At 66.9% G+C, this 12374-nt stretch carries 13 protein-coding genes and 1 riboswitch; of the genes, 11 read left to right on the top strand and 2 right to left on the bottom strand.

Going from position 1 to position 12374, the window contains the following annotated elements; genetic code table 11:
* The first annotated feature begins 52 nt into the window (after nt 1-52).
* The 3 genes from F3087_RS39150 to F3087_RS39160 all read left to right on the top strand — a co-directional run bounded on the left by F3087_RS39150 (nt 53) and on the right by F3087_RS39160 (nt 4499).
* On the top strand, nt 53-676 hold the full coding sequence (locus F3087_RS39150; RefSeq protein WP_191094361.1) for a TetR/AcrR family transcriptional regulator: 624 nt from the start codon (nt 53-55) through the stop codon (nt 674-676).
* Between the two features lie 298 nt (nt 677-974).
* A complete protein-coding gene (locus tag F3087_RS39155) occupies nt 975-3047 on the top strand; it encodes a CocE/NonD family hydrolase (protein ID WP_223885690.1) in 2073 nt (690 codons plus the stop codon).
* 93 nt (nt 3048-3140) lie between these two features.
* Nucleotides 3141-4499 carry a lipase family protein gene (locus F3087_RS39160; protein ID WP_150407217.1) on the top strand — a complete coding sequence of 453 codons (1359 nt, stop codon included), beginning with the start codon at nt 3141-3143 and terminating at the stop codon, nt 4497-4499.
* An 11-nt stretch (nt 4500-4510) separates the two neighbouring features.
* On the opposite strand, the gene F3087_RS39165 is transcribed toward F3087_RS39160, so the two are convergent.
* Nucleotides 4511-4828 (bottom strand): DMT family transporter, encoded by a 318-nt coding sequence (locus tag F3087_RS39165; RefSeq protein WP_150407218.1) that lies wholly within the window; start codon nt 4826-4828, stop codon nt 4511-4513.
* Nucleotides 4806-4869, bottom strand: a riboswitch (guanidine-III (ykkC-III) riboswitch). (Overlaps the previous gene by 23 nt.)
* A gap of 115 nt (nt 4870-4984) precedes the next feature.
* Between F3087_RS39165 and F3087_RS39170 the strand changes: the two genes are divergently transcribed.
* Entirely contained in the window at nt 4985-5488 is a 504-nt protein-coding gene (locus F3087_RS39170) for an SRPBCC family protein (RefSeq protein WP_150407219.1), read from the top strand.
* A gap of 172 nt (nt 5489-5660) precedes the next feature.
* Here the strand turns inward: F3087_RS39170 and F3087_RS39175 are convergent, their stop codons facing one another.
* The gene (locus F3087_RS39175) at nt 5661-6086 is read right to left on the bottom strand and encodes a DoxX family protein (protein WP_150407220.1); all 426 of its coding nucleotides are present in this window, start codon (nt 6084-6086) and stop codon (nt 5661-5663) included.
* A 176-nt stretch (nt 6087-6262) separates the two neighbouring features.
* Between F3087_RS39175 and F3087_RS46275 the strand changes: the two genes are divergently transcribed.
* The 7 genes from F3087_RS46275 to F3087_RS39210 all read left to right on the top strand — a co-directional run bounded on the left by F3087_RS46275 (nt 6263) and on the right by F3087_RS39210 (nt 12189).
* Nucleotides 6263-6757: a thioredoxin domain-containing protein gene (locus tag F3087_RS46275; RefSeq protein ID WP_191094362.1), complete on the top strand. Its 495-nt coding sequence runs from the start codon at nt 6263-6265 to the stop codon at nt 6755-6757.
* Nucleotides 6754-8565, top strand: a complete 1812-nt coding sequence (locus F3087_RS39185; RefSeq protein WP_150407221.1) for an ABC transporter ATP-binding protein — start codon at nt 6754-6756, stop codon at nt 8563-8565. The genes F3087_RS46275 and F3087_RS39185 overlap by 4 nt, the downstream gene beginning before the upstream one ends.
* A gap of 343 nt (nt 8566-8908) precedes the next feature.
* Complete coding sequence (locus F3087_RS39190) at nt 8909-9352, top strand: S26 family signal peptidase (protein ID WP_150407222.1); 444 nt, start codon at nt 8909-8911, stop codon at nt 9350-9352.
* On the top strand, nt 9349-9867 hold the full coding sequence (locus F3087_RS39195) for a MauE/DoxX family redox-associated membrane protein (protein WP_150407223.1): 519 nt from the start codon (nt 9349-9351) through the stop codon (nt 9865-9867). The genes F3087_RS39190 and F3087_RS39195 overlap by 4 nt, the downstream gene beginning before the upstream one ends.
* A gap of 113 nt (nt 9868-9980) precedes the next feature.
* Nucleotides 9981-10580: a dihydrofolate reductase family protein gene (locus F3087_RS39200; protein ID WP_150407224.1), complete on the top strand. Its 600-nt coding sequence runs from the start codon at nt 9981-9983 to the stop codon at nt 10578-10580.
* Between the two features lie 53 nt (nt 10581-10633).
* Nucleotides 10634-10957 carry a YciI family protein gene (locus tag F3087_RS39205; RefSeq protein WP_150407225.1) on the top strand — a complete coding sequence of 108 codons (324 nt, stop codon included), beginning with the start codon at nt 10634-10636 and terminating at the stop codon, nt 10955-10957.
* Complete coding sequence (locus F3087_RS39210; protein ID WP_150407226.1) at nt 10954-12189, top strand: RNA polymerase sigma factor; 1236 nt, start codon at nt 10954-10956, stop codon at nt 12187-12189. Before F3087_RS39205 ends, F3087_RS39210 begins: the two co-directional genes overlap by 4 nt.
* Nucleotides 12190-12374: the final 185 nt, after the last annotated feature.

Genomic DNA, 12374 nt, shown 5'->3' on the forward strand with positions numbered 1-12374 from the left:
TTGTGATTGATTTCCATCTGACCTGCAAACGCCTCGGTTGTACCGTTGTTCGGTGAGCCGAACCCAGCGCGAGCGCCGCGAAACAACCATCGCGAAGCTGCTCGACGCCAGCATCGAAATCATCGACGAACTCGGCTATGCGCGGGCCTCGGTCACGAACATCACCGCGCGGGCCGGACTGTCCTACGGCGCGCTGTTCCGGCACTTTCCGACCATGAGCGACTTCATGGCGGCGACCGCGCACGAAGCGGTTCGCCGTCAGGTCGAGGCCACCCGCAAGCGCTTCCGCGAGGTGGCCGGGCGCGCTGGGCGCACCGACATGGAGACCTCACTCGAGGTGCTGCGCGAACTGGCAGGCCGGCCCACGCACACCGCCATCCTCGAACTGACCATGGCCGCCCGGACCGACCCGTTCCTGCGTGCGAGCCTGCAACAGGCCATGCGCGACGTCGGGCCGTTGATGATCGAGACCGCGCGCGAGATGGTCGGTCACGAAACCGATCTCGGCTACGACGATGCCATCACCTTGGTCTTCATGGTTTCCGATCTGTTCGACAGCGAGGTCTTCCAGCGGCCGCTGCGCGAACCGCACCCGAGGAGCAACACGCGCCGGGTCGCGCTGCTGCTGCGGATGCTCGAACCGTTCGGGCGCCGGGCGGTCGACCCGGCCGAGTAGTCGCCGCAACGCATCGGGTCGGCCGGCACGCCGACCGGCGGGGTCAACGCCCAGTTCTTTCCGTGAATTGGAAGTCTCTTTTGCTGCGAGTTCCATCTGCAAAAGAATGTCGTCATAGGGTAAACGGTCTAAATTCAGCCTCTGACCTGGCGTTATGCGGAAACTTCCAGCAATTGCGTGGTTGCCGCGGATTGTGTCGCCCATTACAGTCCCTACTCGCCGGTAACCGGCAATCAGCATGCGCCCTGATATGCAGAAACGCGGCCACCTCGAATGGCCCGGAAGAATGTGGAGCGTTATGAAATCAAGGGAACGGACGACGATGTTCGCCCGGAAAACGGTCGTGTCGATCGTCGGCGTCGCCGCGGTGGCGCTGTTCGCCCCGGTGGCCGGCGCGACTCCCGAGTTCACCGGGATCGACGGCGGGCAGTACGCCGCCGGGTGGAAGGCCGCAGTCGATGGGCCGCAACCGTATTCGCAGATCTTCCCGGACCTGGCGGTGCCGGTCACCATGAGCGACGGGACGGTGCTCAAGCTCGACGTCACCCGGCCCGGGAACACCGGGCGACCGGTCGACGCGAAACTGCCGACGATCGTCGAATTCGAGACCTATAGCAAAATCGCGATCAACCTGGCCTCGGTGCTGTTGCAGATTCCCGGAATCGAGAACGTGCTGCTGCCGTGGATCGGCTCCATCGGCGCGCCGCCCGGATCGGGGCTGGAGGGGATCACCGATCTGACCGAGCAGCTGCGCTCCGGACCGATCCAGACCTTCCTGCACAATTACGACCTGGTCAAGGGCGGCTACAACATGGTGCACGTGGACATCCGCGGCACCGGGACGTCCGAGGGCAAGTGGCAGATGTTCGGGGACAAGGAGCGCCAGGACGCGGCCGAGGTGATCGACTGGATCACCAAGCAGCCGTGGAGCGATGGCGGTGTCGCCGTCAAAGGCACCTCGGCGACGGGCATCGCGGCATTGCGTGCCGCCGACCGCGGCAATCCGGCGGTGAAGGCGGCATTCACCTATATCGGCAGCGGCGATCTGGTCGATGACATCGTGGCCCCGGGCGGCAGCGTCGGATTCGGGTTCGCGGCCTTCTGGCCGATGGTGGTGAACTTGGCCAAATTCGCACCCGACGTGGAGTCGGTGATCGCAGGCAAGTTCGATCCCGCGCAACAGCTGAAGTGGTTGCAGGACCGGCTCGCCGACCCGTTGACCATGGTCGACGTCGTCGCCAACGCTTTCACCGCGATGAACACCGGCCAGCTCACCCCGAAGACCCGTGACCTCATGGACCCCGACTCGGACCTGCGCAGGGGCTTGAAGGCGGACACCGAACAGGTCACGGCGCCGAGCTTCATGATCAGCGGCTGGTGGGACCTGTTCGGCAGCACCCCCACCGAAACCTACAACGCGATGCCGCAGACACCGGACCGCAAGAAACTCGTCGTGGGGGAGGGCTTCCACGCGGGCGCGGGCGTCAAAGGCTTCGGCGATCCGGGCATGCCACCTCGCCTGGATGTGCTGCAACGCGCATGGTTCGACAAGTGGCTCAAGGGAATCGACAACGGGATCGACAACTACAGCCCGCTCACGCTGAAACAGCAAGGCGGCGGGTGGATCTCGTCGGACACCTTCCCTCAGGTCGAAACCGACTACCGGCGTATGTATTTGAACGATCAGCGCTCCGGCACCGCGAATTCGCTGTATGACGGCGGACTTTCGGGCACGGCGAAACAGAACGGCGTCAACGATCTGACCGTCGCGCCGGGCGTGCTGAGCGCCTGCTCGCGCGACACCTCACGCATCCTGGCGGGTGTCCCCTCGATCATCATGGCCTGCGGGGAGGATTCGCGGATCTGGGAGAACAACGGCCTCAGCTTCACCAGCAACCCGGTGGCGGAGCCGACGACGATCTCCGGCGCGATCAACGCCCACCTCAACACCGTGCTCGATCAACCCGACGGATACTGGGTCGTCACGGTGAACGACGTCTCCCCGGACGGCCGGTCCCGCGAGATCAGCTCGGGCCAGCTGGTGACCTCCCTGCGGCAGATCGACGAAGCCAAGAGCACGCGATCCGCCAACGGCGACTACACGCGCCCCGCCTACTACATCGACATCGACAAGCGGCAGACCGTGACCCCCGGCCAGCCCCTTGTCCTCGATATAGCCGTCGACCCGACCGACGCCGTCCTGCAACCCGGACATCGATTGCGGGTCGATGTCTACGCGAGCAACTTCCCGAAAGGCTTGCCGCCCATGCCGATCCTGATCGACAGCAAGCTGGCTCCACAACACCTGCGCCTGGATCCGGCCGAGCCCAGCTGGGTGAACATCCCGCTGAGCGCCGACATCCCGGAATAGGGCATCGAACGTCCCGGCACCGTGCATCTCCAGGGGGAATGCACGGCGCCGGGGCTGCCCGCGCCCGGATCCGAACAATTGGGGAGAACGACCATGAACACCAGCCACACTTCTCGCGCCGCACGACTGTCCGCTCTGGCCGGCGCACTCCTGCTCGCCGGAGTCTGCGGACTGCCGGCCGCATCGGCCGACCCGGACACTGAACCTGTTGCGGCACAACTGGGTTCGGCAGATACGTTCTACGACCCGCCGGCCGGCTACGAATCCTCCCGACCGGGAACCATTCTCGCCAGCCGAGCAGTACGCGCAAATGTGCTGCCGCAGTTGCCGTTTGCCGTCCGCGCCTGGCAACTGCTCTACCGCACCACCGATGCCGACGGCAGCCCGTACGCCGCGGTCACCACCGTGCTGATCCCGGACGGGCAGGTCCGCTCGCGCCCGCTGCTGTCGGTCCAAGCGGCCTACGATTCCATTCAGCGCTCCTGCATGCCGTCCTACCAACTGACCGCCGACGACCCGGCCGCACCGCCGCCGGCCGAGGCGCTGCAAGCCGTGACCGCGCTCGATCGTGGCTGGGCGGTGGCGATCCCGGATCCGGGCGGCGTGGACAACCGATTCCTCACCCCGCGGGTCATGGGATACACCGTGCTGGACGGCATTCGGGCCGCGGCGAACTTCGAGCCGCTCGGCCTGGACGGAGCCGCCACCCGCACCGCGCTGACCGGTTATTCCGGTGGTGGTGTCGGAACCAGCTGGGCCGCCGAGATGCAGCCGTCGTATGCCCCGGAACTGAATATCGTGGGCGCGGCACTCGGCGCTCCCGTCCCCGATCTGGCCGCGGCGATGCACTCGGTCAGCGGCCGCGTCTCCGGGGGACTGATTCCGGTCGGCATCGCCGCCTTGATGAACGATTCCCCGGAGTTCTCCGCCGCGCTCGACCCGTACCTGAAGCCGGGCGCCCGCGCGATCCTCGCGGCCGCCGGGCGCGACTGCGTCTCGACCACCGTGGCGCGGAATCTGTTTCTGACCAACTCCGATCTGGTGACGGTGCCGCTGGATCAGGTGCTCGCGGATCCGGTCATCCAGGCCGTCATCGCCGAGCGCAAGCGTGGAACCGCGACGCCGACCACACCGCTGTACGTCGTGAACGCGGTGCACGACGAGGTCAGCCCGATCCAGAGCGTCGACGACCTCGTCGCGACCTACTGCGCCGGCGGCGCATCGGTTACGTACGTGCGCGACGCGATGCCGGATCTGATCAGCAACCACAACATCGAAGCCGTCACCAGTGTCAGCGACATCTTCGCCTGGCTCGATCAGGTCATGGCCGGTCAAGTGCCGAACCCCGGTTGTCACACGACCACCGTTGCGTCCACGTTGGACACCGGGTCTTGGGTCACGCAGCTGCCGCGGTTCGTTCAAGGGCTGGCGCGGGCACTGCTCGGACAGTGAGCCGGCACCGTTCAGTGCACGAGCTTCAACCCGACCACACTGCCGACAATGCCCAGCAGGAACAGCACTTTCAACACTGACACCGGTTCCGAGCCGGTCGCCATCGCGTACACGACCGTGAGCACGGCACCGATGCCGACCCACACCGCGTACGCGGTGCCGACCGGCAGGCCGCGCATGGCAAACGCCAATCCGGCCATGCTCGCCGCCAGCGCGACCAGAAAAACCACGGTGGGAACCAATCGACTGAAACCGGCGGATTTGCCCAGGGCGGTAGCCCACACGGCTTCACAAACATGACGAGCCTCCGAGGCCGTCTTGTCGCGCACCGGGTACGGCTCCCTCGTCCGGGGCCCTCTTCAGGGACCTACTACCCACCATGGCAATTTCGTGCGCCACCGGCAACCTGCCTTGCGGTGACCTTCCTCTCCGCCTCTGCGCGCTAATATAGAGTGATCACTCTATAAACTGTGCGAGGAGGAGTTATGGCCGTCTACAACGTGCACGAACGACTACTGGCCGCAAAACCCAGCGAGGTGGGCGCGCTCGTCGACACGCTCGCGAGCAGCGACGACAGACTGTGGCCACCCGGATGGCCGCCGATGGAGTTCGACCGCCCCCTCGAGGTCGGTGCGGTCGGCGGACACGGACCGGTCCGCTACATCGTCGCCGCCTACGTACCCGCCACGTGGATCCGTTTCACCTTCACCGGCCCACGCGGCTTCGACGGCTTCCACGAATACGCCGTCCTCGTCATCGACGAAGACCACACCCTCCTACGGCACACCGTCGCCATGAAAACCCACGGCCTGGCCCGCCTCACCTGGCCCCTGGCCGTCGGACCCCTCCACAACGCCTGCCTGCAAGACAGCCTCGACCGCGCCGAACGAGCCTGCACGGGAACGGTGGCACACCCGGCACATTGGGGCCGCTACGTCCGACTACTCCGCAAACTCCTCGGATCCCCCCAACTCCCGGCCAACACCTAGGCGCCATCCCAAGCCCGCCGCCAACAAAACCTCACTGCGACACCGCATCCCCGCCCCACCGCCGCAACCAAGTCACCGAATCACACAGAGCCGCACCACTTCTGATTTCCCGCACCGAAATTCGCATGCAATTCTCGGTGCGAGAAATCAGAAGTGGTGCGGGAAGTCGGTCTCAGTTGCGCAGATCGGTGAGGGTGGCGCGGCGCTCGTAGGCGATCCAGGCGAAGATCGCGGCGAGTACCAGCGGGAAGATCGCCATCGCGGGCTGGCCGGCGAGGAAGGCTTGGGAGCCGGCGGCGAGCACGGTGAGGACGGACAGGCCCGCGGCGGCCAGGGCGCTGAGCCGCGGCACCAGCAGGCCGATGCCGCCCGCGACCTCCGCGACGCCGATGAAGATGAGCAGCCCGAACGGGATGGTCAGGTTCGCGGGGGCGTTCTCCATCAGGGTGTTCGGCATGACCAGCTTCGGCCCGCCGGAGGCGATGATGAAGAACAGGCCGAGCACGATCTGCAGGGTCCACAGGACGCGGTTGCGGACCTTGCCCGGGCGGTAGGTGGCGTCGGCGGCGAAGGTGGCGGCGGGGTTTGCGGTGGTCATCGTTCTGGTCCTTCTCGTTGGTCGCGCCGGGTTGGTAGCGCGTTCGAGGGATAAGACGGAGCACCGCCGGAGAACTCATCGCTGTCCGCGAAAGATTCTTTTCGACCCGGCCGGCGAGCGGCACACCTAACCGGATACCGATGTCGGCGACCTACCTATTCGCCGATGCTGCTCCCATGCCCTACGTTGTCGCCGCCGTTGTCGTGCTCGCCGTCTTGGTGGTCCTCAATCTGCTGCTCACCTTTGCCGTGCTGCGGCGCTTGCGGATTCACGAGGAGCGGCTGGCGACGCCGGGGGCGACCCGGCCGAGTGACCGGGATCAGCTGATCGGGCGGCGGCTGCCGCAGTTCGAGGCCACGGGAGCGAACAGGCTCGTCGCGTTCTTCTCCGCCGGCTGTGCGCCCTGTGTGGAACAGGCTGCGGAGTTCGCGCGACATCCAGATCCGGACCGGGTGGCGATTCTGGTGCTGGGGTTGGCACCGGAAGCCGAGCGGGAGCGCCTGCGCACCGCGCTCGGCGACGCGCCGACCGTGATCGGCGACCCGACCGGCGATGCGCTGGCCGGGGAGCTGGGCGTGCACTCGTTTCCGCAGCTGTTGCTGCTCGATCAGTCCGGAACCATTGTGGCGGCGCGACATTCGCTCGCCGCGCTGGCCGCGGGCGTTTCGTGACGGTGTGGTCGCGGCTGCGAACCGCGTGGCAGCTGTGCTGGGCGACCGGCCGCGGACTGACCCTGGTCCAGGTCGTGATCACGCTCATCGGCGGATTCCTGGCCTCGGCGGTGACCTGGTCGACCAAGTTCATGATGGACGGCCTCGCCGAACACGGACCCTCGCGGCAGCTGGTCGCGGCCGTGTCGGTGCTCGCGGTGGCGGGCCTGCTCGGCGCCTGCGAGCCGCGGATCGCGGAATACGTTCGGGCCGAACTGAATCGGCGCGCCTACCTGCTGATGAACGACCGATTGTTCACCGCCGTAGGCGAATTCGAGGGGTTGGAGCGATTCGAGGATCCGCGGTTGCTCGACCGCATCCGCTCCGCGCAGCAGAGCACCTCGAACGCGGTGGCGCCCGCGACCACCGGCCTGTTTTCCGCGGTGCGCGATCTGGTGTCGCTGGCCGGGCTGCTCGCCACGGTGTATCTGCTGGCACCGGTGATGGCGCTGATCCTGGTGCTGTCGGCGGTGCCGGTGTTCTTCGCGCAGCTGTCGCTCTCCCGCCGGTTCGCCGGGATGCTGGACACGATGTCGGCGTCGAGCCGGCGGCAGTTCCAGTTGAGCGCGCTCAACAGTGATGTGCGGGCGGTCAAGGAGATTCGGCTGTTCGGCCTGGTGGACTTCTTCCGTGCGCGGGTGCTCTCGGCGATCGTCGCGACGAATCACGCGCAGCGCGACCTGGATCGGCGGCAGTTGCGGGTGCAGGCCTCGCTGGCCGCGCTCGGCAGCGTGATCGGCGCGGGCGGGCTCGCGTGGGCGGTGTACGCGGCGAGCCGGGGCAGGTTGTCGATCGGCGATGTCTCGGCCTTCGTCACCGCGGTCGCGGCGTCGCAGGCGGCGCTGTCCGGTCTGGTCACCAAGATCAGCGGGGCGCATCGGGGGCTGCTGCAGCTGGATCACTATGTGCGCGTGGTGAATATGCCGCCGGATCGGCCCGCGCCCGCGCTGCCCGCGGCCCTGCCCACCCTGAGCTCCGGTATCGAACTGGTCGACCTCTGGTTCCGCTACGACGAGTCCCAGCCCTGGGTGCTGCGCGGACTCGACGCCCGGATCGCGCACGGCGAGCTGGTCGGGCTGGTCGGGCGCAACGGGGCGGGCAAGAGCACGCTGATCAAGCTGCTGTGCCGCTTCTACGAGCCCGATCGCGGTGCGATCCGGTGGGACGGCGTGGATATTCGCGATGTCCCGATCAAGGAGTTGCGGCGTCGGCTCGGGGTCCTTTTCCAGGACTTCATGGAATACGACCTAACGGTCGCCGAGAATATCGGCATCGGTGATCTGCCCGCGCTTTCCGATCAGCGGCGAATCGAATGGGCGGCGGCCGAGGCCGAGGTGTCGGAGAAAATCGAGACGCTGCCGCACGGGTACGACACCATGCTCAGTCGAATATTTTTCAAGGAGACCGACAAGGGCAATGCGGAGCACGGCGTGACATTATCCGGCGGGCAATGGCAACGCATTGCCATTGCCCGCACCTTCATGCGCGACGACCGGGAATTACTGATATTGGACGAGCCGGGTTCCGGCCTCGACGCGGAGGCGGAGCATCGAATACATCGGCGGCTGGAAGCACATCGGACGGGCCGGACGAGTGTGCTCGTCTCACACCGGCTGGGTGCGGTGCGAGACGCCGATCGGATTCTGGTGCTGGACGAGGGCCGGATCGCGGAGGAGGGCACGCACGCATCGTTGATGGCGCTGAACGGGCAGTATGCGCACATGTTCACGGTGCAGGCGCAGGGCTACGCCGGCACCCGCGCGGGCTGACGAACCCCGGTCCGGCGACGCCTCCGGACCGGGTGCCCTAGATCATGGGCAGCCCTGTCGGCAGCCGTAGCCACCGCAGGTATAACCGGTGCCCGGGCAATAGCGGCATTCCTGGCAGCAATACGACGGATAATTGTTGTCGTGGTCGCACCAGCATTCCCGTTCGGGCGCGGTGCAGGCGGATGCGTCCATTTGTGGTACGAACTTCGCCAGCAACCGGTCACCGGCCCTGCGCGCGATTCCGATCATGAATTCACCTCATATCTCGCCGGCCCGTCCGGCGGCGGACCGATCATAACCACATTGCTTTCGATTACGGCAAGCGAAATTGCAGGAGACGAATATGAGACAGCGGGGAGTGGTCACCGGACTGCTGGTCGCGGCGGGCGCGATATTCGCGGCGCGGCGGATATTGGTCCTGGTGAATGTCACCGGCGCCAGCATGGAGCCGACGCTGTGCGACGGTGACCGGATCCTGGTTCGCCGGCGCGGTCCGGCCGGCCTGCGACGCGGGCGGATCGTGGTGCTGATGGCGCCCGAGGCGGCGCAGGGGCGCGAGTGGCAGTGTCCCGGCTGGCACGTCAAACGTGTTGTCGCGCTTCCCGGTGACCCGTTGCCCGCGGATGTTCCGGCGACCGACGACACGGGTCTGGTGCCGCGGGATTCGGTGGTGGTGTTCGGCGACAACCCATTCGGCGGCGACTCGCGCAACTGGGGGCCGTACCGTGTCGACGGTCTCGTCGGCACGCTGGTCTGCCGCACCCGGACCGCGGGCCGGCTCGGATGAGCTACGTCGTGCTGTCCTGCCGGTACCTGCTCGGGGGAGTGTTCCTGGTGGCGCTGGTGGGTAAGTTGCGAAGTCGCGCAGCATATTCCGAGTTCGTCGCGGCGACGGGTGCGCTGCTCGGCGTGGGCGATCGGATCGCGCGGTGGGCGGCGATGTCGACCGTCGTGGCGGAGGCGGTCATCGTCTGCGCGTTGATCGCCGAACCTACGGCTCGAGTCGGCCTCGGGCTGGCCGCGCTGCTGCTGGGCTGTTTCAGCGTCGCGTTGACGCGTGCGTTGCGGCGCGGTTCGACCACGCCGTGTCGTTGTTTCGGCGCGTCCACCACACCGATCCGGATCGAGCACGCGCTGCGCAGTGCCGTGCTCGGCGTCCTTGCCCTCGGCGGACTGCTGCTCGATCTCACCCTCGAGACGCACCGCTATGAACTGGCCGGTGTCGCGGTATCGGTGCCGGCCGTGGCGGCGGGCATCCTGCTGACGACCCGGCTCGATGACGTGGCCGACCTGCTGCGCTGACGACCCGGAAAGTTTTTTCGAAGAAATCCGGGCAGGGCTGTCGGATCAGGGCGGCGGCGTTCGTAGCAGTGATGAAGCCGCCCAGTGGGGGTGGCGAGAGAAAGGAACAACACATGAGCACCACCTTCACCGTCGACTTCTTCTGCTCCCTCGACGGCTACGGCTCCGCCAAGGGCTGGCCCGGATACTGGGGCAAGGAAGGCCCCGAGGTCATCGAGGACCGCGTGCGCACCTTCGCGCAGGACCAGGTGCTCGTCTTCGGTGCGACCACGTTCCGGGAGTTCCGGCAGTTCGTGACCATGTTCGACGAGCCCTACTACGACAGCATCAACACGCTGCCGAAGCTCGTCTTCTCCAGCACGCTCGAAGAGCCGCTCGGGTGGCAGAACTCGACGGTCCTCGACGAGGACGCGGTGACGGCGATCGAGCGCCTGAAGCGCACGACGGACGTGCCGATGCGTTCGCACGGCAGCATCTCGCTGAATCGTGCACTGCTCGCCGCCGGGCTGGTCGACCGGCTCGAGGTCATCATGTTCCCCGCCGTCACGGGCAGCGCCGGCGAGGCGGCGCTGCTGCACGGCGGGGCGGAGCTCGACCTGGAACTCGTCGAGTCGACCGTGCTCGACGGACGGACGCAGAAGCTCGTATACATCCCGCACCTGCACACCGAGGTTCCCGCGGGCGTCGGGCCGAAGCCCCGGAACGCGGACTAGGTCGCACGATCGTTCCGCACAACCGTTTCGACAGCACAGGAGAGGATCTTCGTATGCGCTATCTGGTTTCCGTGATCGATGACAAGAGCAATCCCGGCAGCACGGACCGGCAGCCCGCGATCAGCGAGTTCAACGAGCGACTGATCGCCGACGGGTACTGGGTGTTCGCGGGCGGACTCGCGGACACCGACTCCGCCACGGTCATCGACAACCGGGGCGAGCAGGCGGTGTTCAGCGACGGGCCGTTCGTGGAGTCGAAGGAGTACCTGGCCGGCGTGTGGGTGTGGGAGGCCCCCGATCTGGACGTGGCGCTCCGGCTCGCCGCCGAGGCGTCGAAGGTCTGCGATCGCAAGATCGAGGTGCGGCCGTTTCAGTGAGCGACATCGAGGAGGCGGTCACCCGCGCCCTGCACGAGGAGTGGGCCCGGGTGGTCGCCAGCTTGACCAGGCGATTCGGTGATCTCGACATCGCCGAGGAGGCGGCCGCCGAGGCGTTCGCGACCGCCGTCGAGCGATGGCGGGCCGACGGCGTACCGCCCAACCCTGGCGCCTGGCTGACCACCACCGCCAACCGCAAGGCCATCGACCGGATCCGCCGCGAGAACAAGCGCGACGACAAGCACAAGGAGGCTCAGATGGTGTACGACGACGACCCACCCGAGCCGCTCGGCGTCATCGACGACGATCGGCTGCGGCTGATCTTCACCTGCTGCCACCCGGCGCTGGCGATGGAAGCCCGCCTGGCGCTGACGCTGCGCATGGTCGGCGGTCTGACCGTGCCCGAGATCGCCCACGCCTTCCTCGCGACCGAGGCTGCCACCGGGCAGCGGATCACCCGGGCGAAGGCCAAGATCAAAGCGGCGCGCATCCCTTATCGGATGCCGTCCGCCGAGGATCTTCCGGCCCGGGTCGCCGGCGTGCTCGTCGTCCTCTTCCTCGTGTTCAACGAGGGCTATCTGGCGACCGGCTCCGACACCGATCCGATTCGGCACGACCTGACCGCCGAGGCGATCCGGCTCACCCGCCTGATCCGTGCGCTGCTGCCGGAGGACGGTGAGGTCGCCGGGCTGCTCGCGCTGATGCTCCTGATCGAGGCCCGCCAGACCGCCCGGGTCTCGGCCACCGGCGAGTTGGTCGCTCTCGATGAGCAGGACCGCGGGGCCTGGGACCGGGAGCTGATCGCCGAGGGGCACGGGCTGGTGCGCGAGCGCCTGGCCGCTGCGGCCGGCGGGGCGGCTCCGGGGCGCTACCAGATCCTGGCCGCGATAAACGCCGTACATACCTCCGCCCGCGACATGCGTGATACCGACTGGTCGCAGATCCTCGCCCTCTACGACCAGCTCGTCCGCGTCGACCCCTCGCCGATCATCGCGCTCAACCGGGCCATCGCCCTCGCTGAACTCGACGGACCGGAGGTGGCACTCGCGGCCGTCGATCGGCTCGAAGACAAGCTGGGCGGCTATCACGCTTACTACGCGACTCGGGCCGATCTGCTGCGTCGGCAGGGTCGCAGTCAGGAGTCGCGTGTGGCGTACGACAGAGCCATCGAGTTGGCGGGCAATACCGCAGAGACGGCTTACCTGACCCGTCGCCGCGACCAATTGTGTTGATGCAGTATAGGATTCACCCGTTGCACTTGCCGACCACTTTACCGAAGCGGTCCGTAGGCATTCCCTAGGCGGACACCCAGCCGAGCCGATCGTTCGCCTCGCCCAGTCGCCGATGATCTCCGCCGAACGGATTCGAAAGCGGCGGTACGGCTTATCCCGATGCTGTGACCTGCCTCTCATCCGGT

Source organism: Nocardia colli (assembly GCF_008704205.1).
Taxonomy (GTDB): Bacteria; Actinomycetota; Actinomycetes; order Mycobacteriales; family Mycobacteriaceae; genus Nocardia; species Nocardia colli.

Excerpts from the sequence above, each read along its gene's own strand:
- F3087_RS39155 (WP_223885690.1), top strand. The coding sequence starts at position 975 with ATGAAATCAAGGGAACGGACGACGATGTTCGCCCGGAAAACGGTCGTG.
- F3087_RS39160 (WP_150407217.1), top strand. The coding sequence starts at position 3,141 with ATGAACACCAGCCACACTTCTCGCGCCGCACGACTGTCCGCTCTGGCC.
- F3087_RS39170 (WP_150407219.1), top strand. The coding sequence starts at position 4,985 with ATGGCCGTCTACAACGTGCACGAACGACTACTGGCCGCAAAACCCAGC.
- F3087_RS39175 (WP_150407220.1), bottom strand. The coding sequence starts at position 6,086 with ATGACCACCGCAAACCCCGCCGCCACCTTCGCCGCCGACGCCACCTAC.
- F3087_RS46275 (WP_191094362.1), top strand. The coding sequence starts at position 6,263 with ATGCCCTACGTTGTCGCCGCCGTTGTCGTGCTCGCCGTCTTGGTGGTC.
- F3087_RS39190 (WP_150407222.1), top strand. The coding sequence starts at position 8,909 with ATGAGACAGCGGGGAGTGGTCACCGGACTGCTGGTCGCGGCGGGCGCG.
- F3087_RS39195 (WP_150407223.1), top strand. The coding sequence starts at position 9,349 with ATGAGCTACGTCGTGCTGTCCTGCCGGTACCTGCTCGGGGGAGTGTTC.
- F3087_RS39200 (WP_150407224.1), top strand. The coding sequence starts at position 9,981 with ATGAGCACCACCTTCACCGTCGACTTCTTCTGCTCCCTCGACGGCTAC.
- F3087_RS39205 (WP_150407225.1), top strand. The coding sequence starts at position 10,634 with ATGCGCTATCTGGTTTCCGTGATCGATGACAAGAGCAATCCCGGCAGC.